Source organism: Pseudodesulfovibrio nedwellii (assembly GCF_027923765.1).
Lineage (GTDB): Bacteria > Desulfobacterota > Desulfovibrionia > Desulfovibrionales > Desulfovibrionaceae > Pseudodesulfovibrio > Pseudodesulfovibrio nedwellii.
The window spans coordinates 2,839,129-2,856,302 of record NZ_AP026709.1 but is presented as its reverse complement, the minus strand read 5'-3'; the positions used below and the strand labels follow the sequence as shown (position 1 = coordinate 2,856,302).

Annotated in this window: 17 protein-coding genes; 7 read left to right on the top strand and 10 right to left on the bottom strand. The window is 50.2% G+C overall.

Features of this window, described 5'->3' with window-relative positions; genetic code table 11:
* Positions 1–2: 2 nt before the first annotated feature.
* Both SYK_RS13385 and SYK_RS13380 read left to right on the top strand, forming a co-directional pair.
* The gene (locus tag SYK_RS13385) at positions 3–179 is read left to right on the top strand and encodes a hypothetical protein (RefSeq protein WP_281760776.1); all 177 of its coding nucleotides are present in this window, start codon (positions 3–5) and stop codon (positions 177–179) included.
* 4 nt (positions 180–183) lie between these two features.
* Positions 184–1,545 carry a B12-binding domain-containing radical SAM protein gene (locus SYK_RS13380; protein WP_281760775.1) on the top strand — a complete coding sequence of 454 codons (1,362 nt, stop codon included), beginning with the start codon at positions 184–186 and terminating at the stop codon, positions 1,543–1,545.
* Between the two features lie 46 nt (positions 1,546–1,591).
* Here the strand turns inward: SYK_RS13380 and SYK_RS13375 are convergent, their stop codons facing one another.
* The 3 genes from SYK_RS13375 to SYK_RS13365 all read right to left on the bottom strand — a co-directional run bounded on the left by SYK_RS13375 (position 1,592) and on the right by SYK_RS13365 (position 5,672).
* A complete protein-coding gene (locus SYK_RS13375) occupies positions 1,592–2,473 on the bottom strand; it encodes a DUF4198 domain-containing protein (protein ID WP_281760774.1) in 882 nt (293 codons plus the stop codon).
* A 93-nt stretch (positions 2,474–2,566) separates the two neighbouring features.
* The gene (locus SYK_RS13370) at positions 2,567–4,633 is read right to left on the bottom strand and encodes a TonB-dependent receptor (RefSeq protein ID WP_281760773.1); all 2,067 of its coding nucleotides are present in this window, start codon (positions 4,631–4,633) and stop codon (positions 2,567–2,569) included.
* Between the two features lie 211 nt (positions 4,634–4,844).
* Positions 4,845–5,672: a helix-turn-helix domain-containing protein gene (locus SYK_RS13365; protein WP_281760772.1), complete on the bottom strand. Its 828-nt coding sequence runs from the start codon at positions 5,670–5,672 to the stop codon at positions 4,845–4,847.
* Between SYK_RS13365 and SYK_RS13360 the strand changes: the two genes are divergently transcribed.
* The 4 genes from SYK_RS13360 to SYK_RS13345 all read left to right on the top strand — a co-directional run bounded on the left by SYK_RS13360 (position 5,671) and on the right by SYK_RS13345 (position 9,839).
* Positions 5,671–5,856: a hypothetical protein gene (locus SYK_RS13360; RefSeq protein WP_281760771.1), complete on the top strand. Its 186-nt coding sequence runs from the start codon at positions 5,671–5,673 to the stop codon at positions 5,854–5,856. The two genes, SYK_RS13365 and SYK_RS13360, sit on opposite strands and share 2 nt — an antisense overlap.
* A 106-nt stretch (positions 5,857–5,962) precedes the next feature.
* On the top strand, positions 5,963–6,373 hold the full coding sequence (locus SYK_RS13355) for a DnaJ family domain-containing protein (RefSeq protein ID WP_281760770.1): 411 nt from the start codon (positions 5,963–5,965) through the stop codon (positions 6,371–6,373).
* 3 nt (positions 6,374–6,376) lie between these two features.
* Positions 6,377–7,285 (top strand): GTPase Era, encoded by a 909-nt coding sequence (gene era / locus SYK_RS13350; RefSeq protein WP_281760769.1) that lies wholly within the window; start codon positions 6,377–6,379, stop codon positions 7,283–7,285.
* A 73-nt stretch (positions 7,286–7,358) separates the two neighbouring features.
* Positions 7,359–9,839 (top strand): ATP-binding protein, encoded by a 2,481-nt coding sequence (locus SYK_RS13345; protein WP_281760768.1) that lies wholly within the window; start codon positions 7,359–7,361, stop codon positions 9,837–9,839.
* Between the two features lie 55 nt (positions 9,840–9,894).
* On the opposite strand, the gene SYK_RS13340 is transcribed toward SYK_RS13345, so the two are convergent.
* A complete protein-coding gene (locus SYK_RS13340; RefSeq protein WP_281760767.1) occupies positions 9,895–10,152 on the bottom strand; it encodes an EF-hand domain-containing protein in 258 nt (85 codons plus the stop codon).
* A 22-nt stretch (positions 10,153–10,174) separates the two neighbouring features.
* Entirely contained in the window at positions 10,175–10,468 is a 294-nt protein-coding gene (locus SYK_RS13335; RefSeq protein WP_281760766.1) for a metal-sensitive transcriptional regulator, read from the bottom strand.
* Positions 10,469–10,566: 98 nt separating this feature from the next.
* Here SYK_RS13335 and SYK_RS13330 point away from each other — a divergent pair, with 98 nt between their 5' ends.
* Positions 10,567–11,181, top strand: coding sequence for a TorD/DmsD family molecular chaperone (locus SYK_RS13330; RefSeq protein WP_281760765.1), 615 nt, complete (start codon positions 10,567–10,569; stop codon positions 11,179–11,181).
* Here SYK_RS13330 and SYK_RS13325 read toward each other — a convergent pair.
* From SYK_RS13325 to SYK_RS13305, 5 genes are all read right to left on the bottom strand, one after another.
* Positions 11,178–12,188 carry a rhodanese-like domain-containing protein gene (locus SYK_RS13325; protein WP_271121218.1) on the bottom strand — a complete coding sequence of 337 codons (1,011 nt, stop codon included), beginning with the start codon at positions 12,186–12,188 and terminating at the stop codon, positions 11,178–11,180. The two genes, SYK_RS13330 and SYK_RS13325, sit on opposite strands and share 4 nt — an antisense overlap.
* Positions 12,189–12,252: 64 nt before the next feature.
* The gene (locus tag SYK_RS13320) at positions 12,253–13,350 is read right to left on the bottom strand and encodes a rhodanese-like domain-containing protein (protein ID WP_281760764.1); all 1,098 of its coding nucleotides are present in this window, start codon (positions 13,348–13,350) and stop codon (positions 12,253–12,255) included.
* A gap of 81 nt (positions 13,351–13,431) precedes the next feature.
* Positions 13,432–14,151 carry a formate dehydrogenase subunit gamma gene (locus SYK_RS13315; protein WP_281760763.1) on the bottom strand — a complete coding sequence of 240 codons (720 nt, stop codon included), beginning with the start codon at positions 14,149–14,151 and terminating at the stop codon, positions 13,432–13,434.
* Positions 14,144–14,884 carry a 4Fe-4S dicluster domain-containing protein gene (locus tag SYK_RS13310; protein ID WP_281760762.1) on the bottom strand — a complete coding sequence of 247 codons (741 nt, stop codon included), beginning with the start codon at positions 14,882–14,884 and terminating at the stop codon, positions 14,144–14,146. The genes SYK_RS13315 and SYK_RS13310 overlap by 8 nt, the downstream gene beginning before the upstream one ends.
* On the bottom strand, positions 14,884–17,103 hold the full coding sequence (locus SYK_RS13305; RefSeq protein ID WP_281763275.1) for a molybdopterin-containing oxidoreductase family protein: 2,220 nt from the start codon (positions 17,101–17,103) through the stop codon (positions 14,884–14,886). The genes SYK_RS13310 and SYK_RS13305 overlap by 1 nt, the downstream gene beginning before the upstream one ends.
* Between the last annotated feature and the right edge of the window lie 71 nt (positions 17,104–17,174).

Below are 17,174 nucleotides of genomic sequence, written 5' to 3'. Positions count from 1 at the left end.
CCATGGGCTTATTTATCAAACTCATCATCGTACTCGGACTGATCTTTCTCATTATCAGCCAATTCACCAAATCTAAGGTGGAACGAGCGCACCGCCGTGACAAATGGACCAACGTACTGTTGATCATCGTTATCGTGATGCTCGGACTGTCCATCCTGTCCAACTTCCTGACGCGGTAACGTTGTGACTCGACCGGATTTCCCGCATATCCTCTGGACCGAGGGGAACGGTCCCCGCATTCTCGGCATCAATCCATGGATACATGACTTCGCCGCCTTCAATGTCTGGTCACGGCCCGTGGGTTTGCTGGCCTGTCTCGACATGGTGCGCAAAGCCGGCGCTTCCGTGGCACTCATGGACTGCCTGAACCCTACATGGGGAGACGTGCATTGGCCCAAACCGGGCAAGTACGGCACCGGCCATTATCCCAAGGAAGAAATACCACTCCCCGAACAACTGTCTTTTATGGACCGACGATTCTCCCGCTACGGCCTGCCACACGAACAGATACGCGAAGCACTGACCGCGCTCGATCCCAAACCTGATGCGGTCATGGTCTCGTCCATCATGACCTACTGGTATCCCGGCGCACTGGACGTACTCGACATGGCCGCTGAACTCTGGCCGGATACACCCCGTTTTCTGGGCGGCGGTTATGCCTCCTTGTGTGCGGACCATGCAAAAAAACACGCGAACGCGCACCTGCAACAAGGCCCGCTTGAACGTTCAGACAACTGGGCTGATTTCTGGAGTCGCATTAATTCATCGATTCCACAATTACCCGACAATGCAGGACTTTCATTAGCACTCGATTTATACGAAGACCCATCATACTCGATTATTCTTGGATCAAGAGGCTGCCCATTTTCCTGCGAATACTGCGCGAGTCATGCTCTGTACCCCAACTTCTGCCAAGGGTCGCCCAATGCGATCATGCGATCCATACAATCAGAGTATGACCGAGGAGTACGAGACTTCTCCTTTTATGACGATGCCCTGCTTGTCAACCCGAAGCAATGGCTCTGGCCGGTGCTTGATCAAATAACCGAACACGCTCCAGACCTCCGACTGCACACGCCCAACGCCATGCACATCCGCAGGCTTACACCAGAGGTCTGCACCAGACTCAAGGCAGCCGGTTTACACACTGTTCGGCTCGGACTAGAAACCACAGATTTCGATCACCGAAATGACGTTAAACTCACCCGCGAAGAGTGGGAATCCGGCGCACGCAATCTTCTGGATGCCGGATTTGATCTCGACGACATCGGCGTCTATATTCTGTTTGGCCTGCCAAATCAGGACCTCGACAATGTAGCCCATGCGGTTGAGCACGTCCGCGCCTTTGGATTCCGACCACACCTAGCCTATTACACTCCCATTCCCGGTTCACCCATGTTTGAAACTGCCTGCGCAGCCAGTCCATACCCACTAGCCAATGACCCGCTATTCCAAAACAACTCCATCTGGCCCTGCGTCCCCGGCGGATTCAACTGGGAAGAAGCTCGAAAATGGAAACGACTGCTTCATGGTGAGACGGGCTAATTCAATAGCCTGACAAACACCTGAAGCAGCCGCTCAACGGCTCTTCCTATTTTGCGGTAAAGGTCAGGGTGGCTCCGTAATTGACCGACGTCACCTTTCCATAAAGATCTTTCAGTGGACCGTCTTTTGTTACGGGTTCGTTATGAAAAACATTCACAACCCATTGCCCAACACTTTGCACCTCAAACTGGGCCTTTCCTTCAGATATATAGGAGAACAGCTCAAATCCCTTCCCCTGCCCAAATGAAGGGCTGAATGCTGTCACATATTCAATTCCGGTAGGGCCATACGATAATGGTTTTCCCAGAAAACGAACATCCACTTCCACCAAATCACCCACTTTCACCTTGGAAAGATCAGTCAGGGGAGTAATTTCCAACCCATGTCCAATAGGTTTGGGACTGATCCATTTTTCGACAGAAAAATACGATTTGGCAAAAGCCTGATACTGGACCGAAAACAGCACTTTCTCGATATCCTTAACCTCATTTTGCGGCTTCAAAGCCAGACGAGTTCGCCCTTTGGAATCGATGTACCGGGTATATGATTTAATTTCCGTTTTTGCCGCCGCCAGATATGTACCGGGTGTCGTGTTCTTGTTAAATGCGATTTTCTGACAAGCGGTGTCTGCATCAAAAATCCCAACATCAACCGTTTTTGCAAATGGCTTTGTCACTTTTGACGCAGGAATATGCAACGAAAGGACTTTACCGGCCGGGTCGGTCAGAGAGAAATCCTTCACGACGGTTCTGGCATTCACACTATTCGTTATGTCATCAATAGGCAGAGAATGCCCCCACCCGATAGATACTGTGGTGTGACCGGGCTTATGCGCGAAGGATTCAAAAGCATTCACCCACAACATATGCGCATGGGCGGGAGCAACCAACAGCAACAAGGCTATAATAGCTTGAGATACTATTTTCATTTTCTCTTTCCTTTTCCATTGAGTATTTTCATGATCGAATAAAAAGAAGCTGTCCGTACAGTGTACTACACGCCATGCGGACAACACTCATGATTAGAATCTGTAGGTCAAAGTCAGACCGGTGCTCCGAGGTTCCCCGTCTTGAACGAGTGATCCCATATAGGCCATCCGGCTGACGACGTAGCTTTCGTTGAACACGTTGTTCGCCCACAAAACGGCATCAACATCTTCCCATGAATAACCGACCTTGAGGTTCACGGTCTTATACCCGTCCACCTTTTGGGTGTTTTCCGAGTCGCAGTAATAACTCCCTGTTCCCAAAAGATCACCCCGCAGGAACAGACCGTTCATGGCCCGATATTGCGCTCCCAGATTGTAGGTATACTTGGGGGCGTTGGGTAAATATTTGCCTTTGTAATCAAAGCTATTGCCGCCAGGGCGCGGTGCTACCCAGTTGTCAAATTTGGCCTCAGTGTATCCAACTCCACCAAAAAACTCGATTTCGTTCCATGGACGAGCCGAAACTTCCAACTCAAGTCCGTTGGAGGACGCCTGAGCGGCATTCGAAACACGTCTCAGTGTAGGAGCACCACCAACCGGCCATTCGATCACCTGCTTATCCTTGATGTCGATGTGGAAAAGTGCGGCGTTGACGGTAAGACGGCTGTCCCAGAAAACAGACTTGAAGCCGGCTTCATAACTGGTGGTATGTTCAGGCTTGAAATACATGTCATCAGCATTGTTCCCCATGTGGAAGTTGTACCCTCCGGACAGGAATCCCTTGGAATACGTTCCATAGGCCATGATATCATCAGTCAAGTCATAAGCTATCGATAACTTCGGCAAGAACTCATCATTAGTCTCTGAATGAGAATACTTGGGCGTTGCAGCAAATTGGTTGGTTTGTTTTCCTTCCAAATTCTGATGTTCGTAACGAGTCCCCACAGTCAGATGCAGACTGTCAAACAGTGTATATGTGGCCTGCCCGAAGACGGCCACTGTCCCGATATCAATATCCGTATCGCGCACCGCGAAGTACACGGGGGTGTGTGATTTCGCAAACGTCTTGTCCTTGGAACCGAACAGGCCGACCAACCATTCCAACGCTTTCCCATCATTGGGAGACGACAGCCTGAGTTCTTGATTGTAGGAAACGCAGTCGAACGTGAAGTCTTGATTTCCAAAATTAAAAGGGCCGAAGTCCGCGTCATTGAGAATTTCGGTCCGGTAATCGCTTCGGCTTGTAATGGAAAGCAGGTCGAAATGTTTGCCGCTGTATTTGGCTTTGAGAACTTGATTGTTACTGTCCGTGTCCCAGTCGTTTCCGCCATTCCAGTTGGACTTATGTTTGTCGCTGGCTCCGGCGCCAGATTCATATCGCAACCATGCATATTTATTGTTATTCTTCTCTGCATCTACGATGAAAGAAATATCCCACACCTGTGCAGGAGTCCAACGCAAAGAAACCCTGCCGATCTTCTGATCATACTCGGCAGCACTTTTGTCCCCGTCGTAAATATTTTCCATGTAACTATCAGAGGTTTTACCCTGGAACGCGACACCAACAAACAGCTCATCTTCCAAAATAGGGCCGCTCACGTTACCACCCGCTCGGTATAGCGGCACGGCTTTACCTATGTCATAAAATCCATATTCACCAAAGATTTTGCCTCGCAACTCGTTGTCCGGCTGCCGGGTGATGATATTAATAGCGCCGGATTCTGTGTTTTTGCCATACAGAGTGCCTTGGGGACCGCGTAAAACCTCGACACGTTCGACATCCAAAAGGGCAGGATTTTGCATTCTATTAATGGCATACGGGATATCATCGACAAAAAGACCAACCGCCGGACTTAGTGCTGTGTTCATGGTTGATATCCCTCGTATGACCATGGACCGATTATCGAGTGACTGGGTTGAAAAGACATTAGGAGTATACTGAATTAATTCAGACAAATCAGTAATCCGAGCTTCCTCAATATCAATTCCCGTGACAACATTCATGCTGACGGGAACGTCCTGAACATTCTCCTCCCGTTTCTGAGCCGTGACCGTTACTCCTTTCAACTTTACCTCCTGATCATCCTCTGCAAAGGCATGACTCGTGAAGAGTAAAAGCGTCGTCAATGCGACGGCAAGAGTGACATATCGTGCAAGCATTGTTTCTCCTTATTTCTGAAAATTCTGAATAGCACTTCAGCAGTAAGTTGAAACTGTTAACAAAATCCGACAAAGGTGAACGGCACAAACGTCCAAATTTTACCCACGATCGTCTGTAAAAACGATAAAAATCGGCATTTATCAGCCAAGGATGACCGTTGGAGGCGAAAAATCGCGTAAAGGGAAAAGAATGGGTGTTGCAAAAAAAGAATCAACAACGGCTGTTCGTGCGAAGAAATTCCTTAGGCGTTTTCAAAAAACGCGCCGAAAAAAGCTTGGAAAAATAACCGACGCTTTCGTAGCCCACCCAGTAAGCAGCTTCGTTGACATTGCAGCGCCCCTCTTTCAGCATCTTTTTGGCAGAGGCAAGTCTATAGTCACGCAGGTACTCCAAAGGGGTGCACCCATGCACAAGCCTAAAAGATGAATGAAGCTTACTGCGACTCAGACCGACGGCACTGCATAAGGCAGAAAGATCCGGTGGACTCTGCATGTCCTGAACCAGCAAATCAGCAGCATATTGAACCCGCTCTTCATCGGCAGGCCCCACCGTAGCAGTCCTGCTCATTCCTTTCCGACGACTATTTTGAATCTGTTCAAGTTTGTAACTCATCAGCTCCAGTGTTTTACTCTCTAAAAACAAAGAGCGAACCTTTCCTCGGTACGGGCAGTTCAAGACCTGAAGCAAGGTGTGACGCATGACGGAAGTAAGCTTGTCCGACGCGACAATCGTTTTTTGTTGGTGTAGCCCTTCCCAAAAAAGGGAAAAGGATTCCTCGTCATCACGAGTCATATCAATCAAGGTGTTTTTATTCATGAGAATCCATACCTTTTGGCACCTTTCTGGCAAAATTTTAACCTTCATATCAACGGTTTCAGGAAAAACAAAATGACCATTCATATTCGGAACGACCTTCATAGACCGTTTGTAGGATGGGGAAGCTGACTTGGAATGCCCTCTAAGAATAAACCCCATTCCCACTGATTGCGCGGAACATTGCTGGTGAATGATGGCCGACTCGTTAAAAGCAACATCCATGACCACCAAATTCAACCCTGACGCAAAGGATTCCATGGAAAAATTTCCGGTACCGATAGATTTCGGGCAATGGAAAAAGACGTGGCCTGGATTGCTCGAAGGGACAAGCGGTTCGGCTTCGAATGTTTGGATGTCCGACATAATTACACCATTTGATTTTGATTTTCATTATCATGAATTTTGAAAGTCTTTACTCTTTCCACCGCAAGGAGTAAAGCCTGTCGCTCAGCAAAAAAAAATTCCGCTCCCCCTCACTTTGACCCGATGCTCTTTGTATGGGAAACTACCCCATGTTTAATTTCGCGCAGATCGTGTCTGAAGCCCATATCAAACGGGCAATCAAGGAAGGCAAATTCGACAACCTTGAAGGGAAAGGAAAGCCACTCCCCAAAGATGAAGCCGAGAACCTGCCCCCAGAACTACGCATGGCGTATCGAATGTTAAAAAGCTCTGGCTATGTGCCTTCTGAAATAGCTGAAGAAAACGAAATAGTACGCACCATCGATCTTTTGGCGCACATGAAAGACGAACAGGAACGGTATCGACAGATACAAAAACTGAACGTCATGATATTGAAGATGAACGAACGACGCGGACGCCCAATCCATCTGGATGACTCGGGCGAATATTATCACCGCATTGTAGAAAAAGTACGGATCGCGGAAGAACGATTCGGCACCACCCATAAAAACAACGAGTAAATCATGCATAAATTTGGAATGGTCGCACTGATCGGCCCGCCTAACGCAGGCAAATCCACCCTGATGAACACCTATCTTGGACAGAAGGTGGCCATTGTATCGCCCAAGCCACAGACCACACGCAACCGTATCAGTGGCATTCTGACCGAGGAAGATGCACAAATCGTCTTCCTTGACACACCCGGAATTCACCAACTGCGCGGCAAGATGAACCGATTCCTACTTGAATCAGCTTGGAGTGCTCTTTCCTCTTCTGATGCTGTGGTCGTGCTCATCGATGCGGCCTTATACTGCGCCAAGCCGCACCTGCTGGAAAAAGAAATTGCTCCGCTGGTCAAGCCCATTAGCGAGTCCGGCAGACCTGTGTTGGTAGCTGTTAACAAGATTGACCGGGTCAAGGAAAAGGACAAACTCCTGCCACTCATGGCCCGCGTGGCTGAGATGTGGCCCGAAGCCGAGTATATCCCGGTGTCTGCCCTACGCGGCAAGGGGACGGATCAGCTCATGGACCGTATCCTCTCGCTTCTGCCCGAAGGCCCGCCCATGTTCCCGGAAGATCAAATTTCCACGGCTCCCATGCGCTTCATGGCATCCGAAATCATCCGCGAAAAACTGTTTTACTCTCTCAGACAGGAACTTCCGTACTCCACAGCGGTTGAGATCGAACAATGGGATGAAGAATCTCGAGACGACATGATCATCGTTAATGCAGTCATCTACACCTCTCGTAAAAGCCACAAAGGCATGATCATTGGCAAACAGGGATCAAACCTTAAACGAATTGGCACGGATGCCCGAAAAGACATCAGCGAATTGACAGGATCAAAAGTTCACTTGGAAATGTGGGTAAAGGTCCGTGAAGGCTGGACAGAAGATCCCGGATTTCTCAGGGCCATGGGACTGGGAGAATAGCTCTGCCCCGAATATAACCCTCTTGCGAAAACAGTGAAATAATGCACCATGGTCCTTGAAAGATGAGGTGGTCATGTTTGCAATTCTAATTCATCGCGTTCGGCTCCTAACCGAAGCCATCCTTTTGGCAACGCTTTGTTGCGGACTTTTTTTCACATACCCGGCTCAGGCAGAACATACGAACGATCACGTCACAGCAGTTGTTCTCGCGGAATTTCCTCCCCTGTACACAACCACCGGCAGCGGCAAACCGGATGGTTTTGCTCTGGATGTGCTCAAGGCGGTAGGGGCCGAAGCAGAGATAGTATATGATCTGCTTGTTGTCGAAAGCTGGTCCGAAGCGTTAGAAGCCATCTCCACCGGAAAAGCCGACTTCATTCCCGGCATAGGACTCACCAAGCCGAACAAACAAAAATTCATCTTCACAGATGTTTTCGAAACAGTGTCAATCTCCTGTTTTGTTCGCTCTGAATCCACTGACATTAAAGGAATAGCCGACTTCCCTGGGCGCCGTATAGCTTTCATCGACAAAACAGCACCCCAGACCCTGCTCAAGACAATTTCTGGTGTCACCCTGTTACCGCTCCACTCTGTCGATGAAGCCTTGTTCAGTCTTTTGTCAGGCAAATCGGACGCTATTATCTTCCCTGAACCTTTCCTGTGGCGGACAGCGCAAAAAATCGGAGTTGAAAACAAAATCAAAGTCGTTGGCCCACCTCTTATGGAGGTCAAACGCGGATACCTCCTGCGCAAGGACCACACCGAATTACGCGACCGACTGGACAAGGCCTTGCATACCTATGTCGCTTCTCCAGCCTTTAATACCGTTTATTTGAAATGGCGAGGTAAACCCATCCCCTATTGGACAACGCAAAAAGTCGTCTCCATTGGAACAATCCTTTTAATTTTAACGGTAATAGGATTCTCGCTCTGGCGTTGGCTGTCCGTGTCCAAAATCAACGAAAAACTCAAACAGTCCATGGAGAGACTGGTTAAGACACAAGCAAAATTAAAGGCCAGAGAGTCACAGCTCAGTCGAGCTCAGGAATTAACGTCCCTCGGCAGCCTTGAACGAAATCTCATCACGGACGAAGGCCAATGGTCCGTAGGTCTATACAAGGTCCTCGGCTTCCCGCGATCAGACAAAGCCCCCAGCACAAAAAAATTCCGCGAATGCCTGCACCCGATAGATATGAAGGAATATGAACGAAAGACCAACGCGGTTTCCCCTAAATCTCCATCTTTTTTTCTGGAATTCCGCTTCAGACAGCCAGGTAAGGGAACCTATAGAACTGGAGCCGGTGTTTTTTCCTACGAGTTTTCCGCTGATGGTATGCCCATCAAACGCATAGGAGCCATCCAAGACATCACGCGCCAAAAAAGGACCGAGGCTCTGCTCATCGAGGCTAAAGAGAATGCGGAAGCCGCCAATACAAGCAAAAGTGAATTCCTTGCTAATATGAGTCATGAACTGCGCACACCACTCAACGGCATCATGGGTATGCTCCAACTCATGGCATTGGAAGACATCAAATTTCCGCATGCAGAGTATGTTGACACGGCCCTTTCCTCTTGCACAAGCCTGGCCCGACTCATCGGCGATATCCTCGACCTTTCCAAAGCCGAAGCAGGCAAAATGGATCTTACACCGGTTCCATTCAACCCCGGACAACTTCTCCTGACCGTACGAGATGCATTTATTCAACCGGCCAAGGAGAAAGGCCTGACGCTTTCCCTCTCGATAGACGAAGATATTCCAGAATGTGTAGTGGGAGATTCTGCCCGCCTGCGGCAGGTACTTTTCAATCTGGTCGGTAATGCCATCAAATTCACCGAACAAGGGTCGGTTTCGATTGAAGTCTCACAGCAACCTGCAAAATCATCGGAAGCGTCCATACTTCTCTTCTCGGTCATCGACACCGGTATAGGTATCCCCAAAGCCATGCAGGAAAAAGTTTTCGGCGCATTCACTCAGGTACCGGGTACATCACGAAAATTTCAGGGAACAGGACTCGGCCTTCATATTGTAAAACAGTTGGCCGCACTCATGAACGGCGAAGTTTCCATTAAAAGCACCGAAGACAACGGAACCACAGTCCATTTCTCGGCCACATTCAAATGGGATGATCGATCCGAAGCCCAATGCCATGCCCCCATGGATATGCTGGTGGAAGATATCCCTCCGCAAAAGATCCTGATTGTGGAAGACGAGCGGGTCAATCAGATCGCCATCACTAAATTGGTGGAACGACTGGGGCATACTACAACTAAAGCAAACAATGGCAGGATGGCACTAGAAAAACTGGCTGAAGACGATTTCGATCTTATCCTCATGGATATCCAGATGCCCATCATGAACGGTATCGAAGCTACCAACGAAATTCGTTCGATGAAAGACCAAAAGAAGCAGACCATCCCGATCATCGCCCTGACTGCACACGCAATGAGCGGAGACCGCGAGAAATTCCTTGAAGTCGGTATGGACGACTATCTTGCCAAGCCAGTCAGCCTTAACGGACTCAGAGCCATCCTCAACAAAGTACTCGGCACGTAAAAACCGCTGCTCCCAAAGGAAGCAGCGGTTTATGATCTGGTATCCACAACACAGATCAATGGTTTTCTTCAAACCCCTGTTCCGTCTTGTAGGCTTCCCATTCTTCGTGGTCCACCGCACTATCCGCGTTGGTGTCGACCTTTTCAAAAATTGCCAACTCTCCACTGGGAAACGCCACCAAGAACTCACCTTTGGTTATGGTCCCATTCACATCCGCATCCAAAGAATTGAAGCAGACATTATAATTTGTATTGGCTAAAACAGGCTGACTCGCAATGAGAACCAATACAAAGGCTAGAAACATTTTTTTCATATACTCTCCGAGTCTCGTTATATTAACCTTCAATAAAACCGGTCAAAACCTTGATCAATTTATCCAAAGCCTCTTTTTCATCAGTTTCACCCTCCATGGCATCGGCGTAGCATCTCAACATGTACCGTTTCAAGATCAACTTATTGGCGGATTGCAAAGCAGAGCGGACAGCCCGAACCTGAACCAGAATATCCTGGCATTCCTTGCCTGCCTCAATCATACCCTGAATACCACGCACCTGCCCTTCGATCCGCTTCATACGAGACAAAACGTTTTTCTTAATTTTCTGTTCTTCAACTGTTGCTGCTGATTCCATGTCATTCTCCTTGACTTCAGGGCAAGTTCCCGTTGCCGGGTCTCAAACTTTACCGTACTGTAGTACGGTATAAATCACTGCCGACAAAAGGATTCAAAATGTCCATATCTCAATCAAAACTTCATTTACTCAATGTATTGGAACTGTGTGTCACCGTATTTCGTGGCCCTAATGCAGAAGAATGGGCCAATCTCGCCAAGGTTGGAGTGCCTGAACTCCTTGCCAGTGTCCAGAAAAACCCCGATGCCTTCCTTGCTCCGGTCCAACGTTTAAACCAATTATCAGCCAGCCTTTCGGATGAAGACGTCGCGGTTCTTGAAACCGAATATGTCCGACTGTTCATTGCCGGTTCCGGGGGAATTCCCGCACCGTTGTATGAATCCTGTCATCTCGCCACCACACCCCGAACCATGGGACAAAGTGCGTTAGACATGCAAACTCGTCTTCAGGAAGCCGGGCTTGAAATATCGTTGGACTCCAACGAACCCGCCGACCATCTGACCATTGAACTCGAATTCCTCTTCTACCTGCTCTCCGAAGGCTGGTTCGGCCAAAGTGAACAAGCGGTTCAAGGCGGCGAATTCGCCGAGTCAATCATGCTTCCGTGGGTACGCCATTTCCGGGACGCGCTAAACAAGGCGAACCCGCATCCAATATTCACCTGTATAGCAGACCTCACAGTGGCAACTCTGGAAGCAGTATCAAAAATCTAATCCAGTTCCTCAGTTCGAATCACAGCTGACCGAAGTACATCCAAGAACTTGCTATCCGGTTCAAAATATCCGCGCCGAATCAACTCAATGGTCCAGTTGCCATCGCCCTCGGCCCGAACCAGATAGGCCAACGGCAATTCGGCCTGCCCAAGACACTCGAAAATCTGTCCACTTTTATCTGAGAACAGTGGATAGGCCACCTCGTAATGTTTCTTAAAACGGACAACGGCATGATTCGAGTCATACACACCCAGCCCAATGATCTTGAGCTGTCCGGCCAAGACAGGATCGTTCTCCACATCCTTGAAAAACCGAGAAAGCAACTTGGTTTCCCTGACACAGTCGTTACACATGGTATTGTAAAGTTGGATCAGCACAAAACGGGCAGATAGTTCAGAAAGCTGCAACCACTTGGTCCCTTCCGGTAACTCCAGATATTCGCGATCCGCATCACCATTCAGCACCGCCACCCGACAGGCTGGAAACGTATCGCCCACGGCCAGGATATGCTTTTCTTCCTGCACGCCATCCACGAGTTCGGGGTATGTCTCTTTCCAAGCATGAAAACCCGCTGCATACCGATAAACATCAGTGTATCCGAGACGCGCTGCCCAGCGCGCCGCAATGCCGCTGCGCAGTCACCTGAAACTACGACAATACACCACCAGCAATCTTTTCTGATCCTGTCCGGCCAATTCCTTGAGCACAGCCCGCTTGGCCTCGGGCAGATCCATACGGTCGCCAAGATCAAATTCCATATTGCTTGAGCCGTGGATATGCCCTGCAGAGAACTCATAATCAGCTCGCGCATCAATAATGAGTGGCGTCGCGCCTGAATCAATCAGCTCTTTCAACCCCTTGGAGTCAATAAGCTTATACCCTTCGCGCTCGGCTTCACCTTGTGCAGCGGCCCACCAAACTTCATTTTCGTCGGCATTGGCGGGTGCACTCCCAAAAAAACATAAGGCGAGGAGCAAATATACAATGGAAGATGTCCGTATCATCATATCTGCTCCCCGCCTGTCTGTGTGTGACGTCTGGTCGGACTATCCGACCTTCTGCAACTGGAATCTATTTATTGGGATGAACCTCGTAAGAATTGTCTTCACCGAAATCATTAGTGGCTTCCAGATAAAAGACATTCTTGGCATCAGGCACCATGTCCATAAACAGGTAATAGGCTTCGCCAGCTCGTGCGCCCGTGGCACAGGAGAATACGATAGGCTTGTCTGTCGGAATTTCTTTGGCCTTTTTCTCAACCATATCAACAGGCATGTTGATGGCGGAGGGGAAGTGACCGGCTGCGTATTCCTCAGGATCACGCACATCAATCAGCAGAATGGAATCTGGATTTTCCTTGATGGTCTTCAGAAACCACTCGGCATCGACTGCGCCTTCAGCTTCACCGGCCTTGACGGCCACATCGGCACCACCAAACATTTCCTTCCAACCGGGATAACCGGCTTCAGCAACCACAACTTTCTTGTAGCCAAGGTAACGGGCCTTGATTGCGGACTTGTGCGACAGGGCACATTTGTAGCCGCCGCAATAGTAAACCAGTGTGACTTCAGCTTTATCAATTGGCAACATACCGCGCTTGTCGGCAAAATCCTTTTCAGGAATGCCGATAGCGGACGGGATCGCGCCAGCCAAATACTTCTGGTATGGACGGGCGTCGATCAATGCGTATTTTTCGCCGTTGGCCATCTTGCCGTGGAGATTTTCCAGACCGATGGAGTAGTACAACGCGTGCTTCTTATAATCCGGGAAACCCGCGGCGTAGACATGGACGTTGGTATAGCCAAGCTTTTCTGCCTTCCAGGCCGCTTTATGGGAGAGTCCGCAATGAAAGCCGCCACAATAGAAAACAAGGAGATCGTCCTTGTTGGCGGGCAACTTATCCACCATCTTGTCGAACTGACTGGTCGGAATTGACACGGCAGTCGGGATGTACCCAGCGACATATTTCGGCTTATACGGCCTAGAATCAACGATCATCGCACCCTTGGGCTTGGGCATCTTGGCGTACTTAGCCACGAATTTGTAATCCACGATGGAGTGGAATTCCTTGAACTTCGACTTCTTGGCTTCATCAGCCATTGCAACACCGGTTGTCGCCACCAGAGCGAACACCAGCATCATGACTGCGGCAAACAATTTCCTATACATAACAAACTCCCTTCCTAAAGATTTGTTTGTGCTCCGCCCCGCACGAGGCAGAGTCCTCTCTGACACTATCGTTTCCGAGGCCTATTCACCCTCGGTTTTGACCTTTTCCCACCACAGGCGGTGATGATGTTTGGCATAGTTGCCGGGAACCACGCCGGTGAACATGGACTTAAAGCCAGGACGTTCTTCCGGCGAAATGGCAGCCATATAGATATGAACCAGCAATCCCGCGAAAACCAACCCCACGGCAATGAAGTGCAGGGTCACAGCCCAGCCAATCATGCCTGTGGACTCGGCCCCGAAAGTCCGGTCGGACATGAACATGATCACACCGGTCACAGCGATAACGATACCGCCCACAACCGATGCCTGAGCAAACGCCTTCTGGCCCATGTTGTAATATCCCTGATCCGGCAATTCCGGGTCCATACCCATTACTTTGAGAGCCTTGGGTCCCAGCGTCATGAGCACCATTTTCTTGATCATCCACGCCATGTCACGCGCCGGACTGACGGCGAACACTTCTGCCAGAAAAAACCGGGCACCCTTGAAGTTGACGAAAAGATAGAAAACGAACCCGGCCAGCCAAAGCAGACCGATAATTTCATGGATGACCAGCAGATTTGCCCCGCCGCCCACCATGGCACGCATAGCCTCGGGATAGCCGGAACCAAACGGATCAATGGCCGGGTGCTGGATCAGCCCCACTCCTGTCAGCAGAAGCAGCAGCCAGCAGGCCGCGTTGAACCAATGAATGAATATATCGGTTTTATCGTGTCGTTTGAACATGGTGTTAGGCATCGGAATCCTCCTTGTGGTCGGAATCAGAGCCGACAAACAGTTGACGGCCAAGCATGGCAAGCACGCCCAGACCGGACAGAGCCACGATACCCTTCACCAATGGTGCGGACTGCTTCATGGCGATCATGGATGCAGGAATGACAGCCTCACGGCCCCACTCGCCCGGACCGGGGTTACCAAGATAAAACATATTCGGTTTGGTGTCGGTCTTGGCGGCCACACGAGTCAGACGGTCCTTATTTTTAAGGTACAGACGACCGGCTTCGCTGTCGGGATCGTTGATATCACCAAAGACCCGAGCCTTGGTGGGACAAGTGTCCACACATGCCGGAGGGATGCCTGCGGCCCTGCGCTCGGGACAGTAATTACACTTATCCGCCTTGCGCTTGACCTCGTTACGGAAACGGGCGTCGTAGGGGCAAGCAGGAATACAGTTACCGCATCCAATACACAGCCCTTCGTTGATAACGACTTCACCAGTTTCCTTATCCTTGTACGTCGCACCAGTAGGACAGGCGTCCACACAGGTGGGATTTTCACAATGCATGCATGCGCCGGGCTGGAACCTGGCGGTATCACTCTTTTTGCCGGGGATCGGCGTATCGCTGGTCGGCTTGATCCAGTTGCGCCACTGCCCTTCCGGGACTTCGTTGGCGACCTTACAAGCAGCCACACACGCTTTGCAGTCGATGCACTTGGCCGCATCAATGACCATCGCAAGTTGCTGTGCCATTACGCCACCTTCCTTGTTACGGTGACAAAGGTCGTATGCATGGAAGCATTCCCTGTAATCGTGTCATAATCATCATCCAACAATTCATTGATAGATGCGCCGTTGGCATGGGACAAAGTCTGCATGGTGGACAAGGTATTGTAGCCCGAAAGCATGTACACCGTGTCTTTTCTAATTCTGTCCGTCACTTCGGCCTTGAGCTCCTGCCTGCCAACAGGACTGGTCACTTCGACCAGATCACCATCCGCAATACCAAGCTTTCCTGCCGCTTCAGTGTTGAGCCACAACGTATTGGTAGGATTAAATTCATTGAGCAATTTATTGTTGATCGTCGAGGTCTGGGTGACTGCCGCATCTCGGCCGAGCACCAGACGGAATTGATTCTTGGGAACCTTGGTTGGCGGGGTATAGATGGGCATGGGATCAAGCCCCATCTGCTCGTACCGCTGGTTATACAGCTCCACCTTCTTGGACAAGGTCTTGTAAATCCGACCTTCATAAATGCCGTACACCTTGGACGGATTGTAGTAGACGCCGTCGCGGTCCATGACCTCAAGGGCCTCCGGGATCTCACGAGTCTGCTTCTTGCGAAATTCCTCAATAGTGAAATCAAAATATTCACCGAGGTCCATCTTGCCGGCAATACCCTTCATAATGTCGAAGAGTGAACGGGATTCGTACAAGGACTTAATGAGTGGGTCGCGTTTGACCACACAGGCGCAAGCCACTGAACCCTGCAAACCGGCGCACGGATCAGTCCGCTCCAGATAACTTTGTGACGGCAAGACCAGATCGGCGTACCACGCTGTATCGGACATGGCGATATCCACCACGGTGACAAAATCCATCTTGTTCATCATCTCGATGGTCTTCTTCCGATTGGGAGCCGTGCCCATAGGGTTGGTCTTGTACACGAACCACCCCTTGATGGGATATGGGTCCTCGGCCAGTACGGAATCACGCGTGACCAGGAATGAACCTTCGTGCTCAAACATCATCGGCACCTTGTGGGCGTCGATACGATCGTCCTGATTCTCATCATACCACGGGGCGTCATAGGAAACGCCCTTAAGGCCAACCTGCCGAGCGGCCAACAGACCACCAGGACGGTCCCAGTTGCCGAGCAAACCATTCACAATGGCGAAACTGCGACGAATCTGGGTGGAATCTTCATAATCCGAGGTCCGACGACCGGGATAAATCATGGCTGCCGGAGCGGCCGCTGCCAGCTCACGGGCCATGCGGGTGATATCTTCTGCCGGAATGCCACACTCTTCTGCAGCAAAACCGGGGGTATACTGTTTGACATGTTCGGCCAGTTGTTCGAGACCGTATGTCTTCTCTTCGATCCACTGCGGGTCGTAAAGTTTTTCACCGATGATGACATGTGCCAGAGCGAGCATGAACGCCATATCCGAACCGGGCCTGATGGGATACCATTCATCTGAAAGAGCCGCAGTCTTGGTATAACGCGGATCAAGCGTCACCAACTTGCACCCGTTCTCACGGATGGCGGTCATCAGATCAATGGAATCCGGGGTGACCAAAGCTTCGAAGCGGTTGGCACCTGCCATAACAATATACTTGGAGTTGAGCACGTCCGGGAACGGCACTTCTCCGTAAGTATCAAGAAACGCCCTGTTGCCCGAAACCAGACACAGTGATTCATGGGACGTGACATTAAACGAACCATAGACTTCGGCAAATCGGCCCACGAACTGAGAATGCAGATCAGTTCCGGCAGAGAAAAGATGACCGCAGGGGGTATACTTCTTGCGAACTTCTTCCATTTTCTGCGCGGCCATATCAATGGCTTCATCCCACGGGATGCGCTGCCACTTGCCTTCGCCGCGTGCTCCCTTTCTGAGCAAGGGATGCTTGAGACGATCTGGATCATAGACTTGATCAAGACCGGCGTTACCGCGGGCACATAACATGCCCCGCGACTTGAGAAATTTGGGATTGGGATCGAGCTTCTTGATGACCCCATTTTCAACACGGGCGATAAGGCCGCACTTGTTGAAGCACATATCGCAGGCCGAGAACATTGAGTCCCAGGCCGGGGCCGCCATGGGAGCCGCCTGCGCCTTTTTCAGACCACCCAGCAAAGCCGGACCGCCTACCGCCCCTGCCGCCACAAGGCCAGTAGCCTTGAAGAAATCACGACGGGACATTGTCTGCTTGGAATTCGACACTAAATACCTCCGGATATCCACCATTCTACCGTTGGTGTCACAACCTTTCCCCGACACCTCGCCACCCTCGGACGAGGTGTCGAAAAAAGTCTATT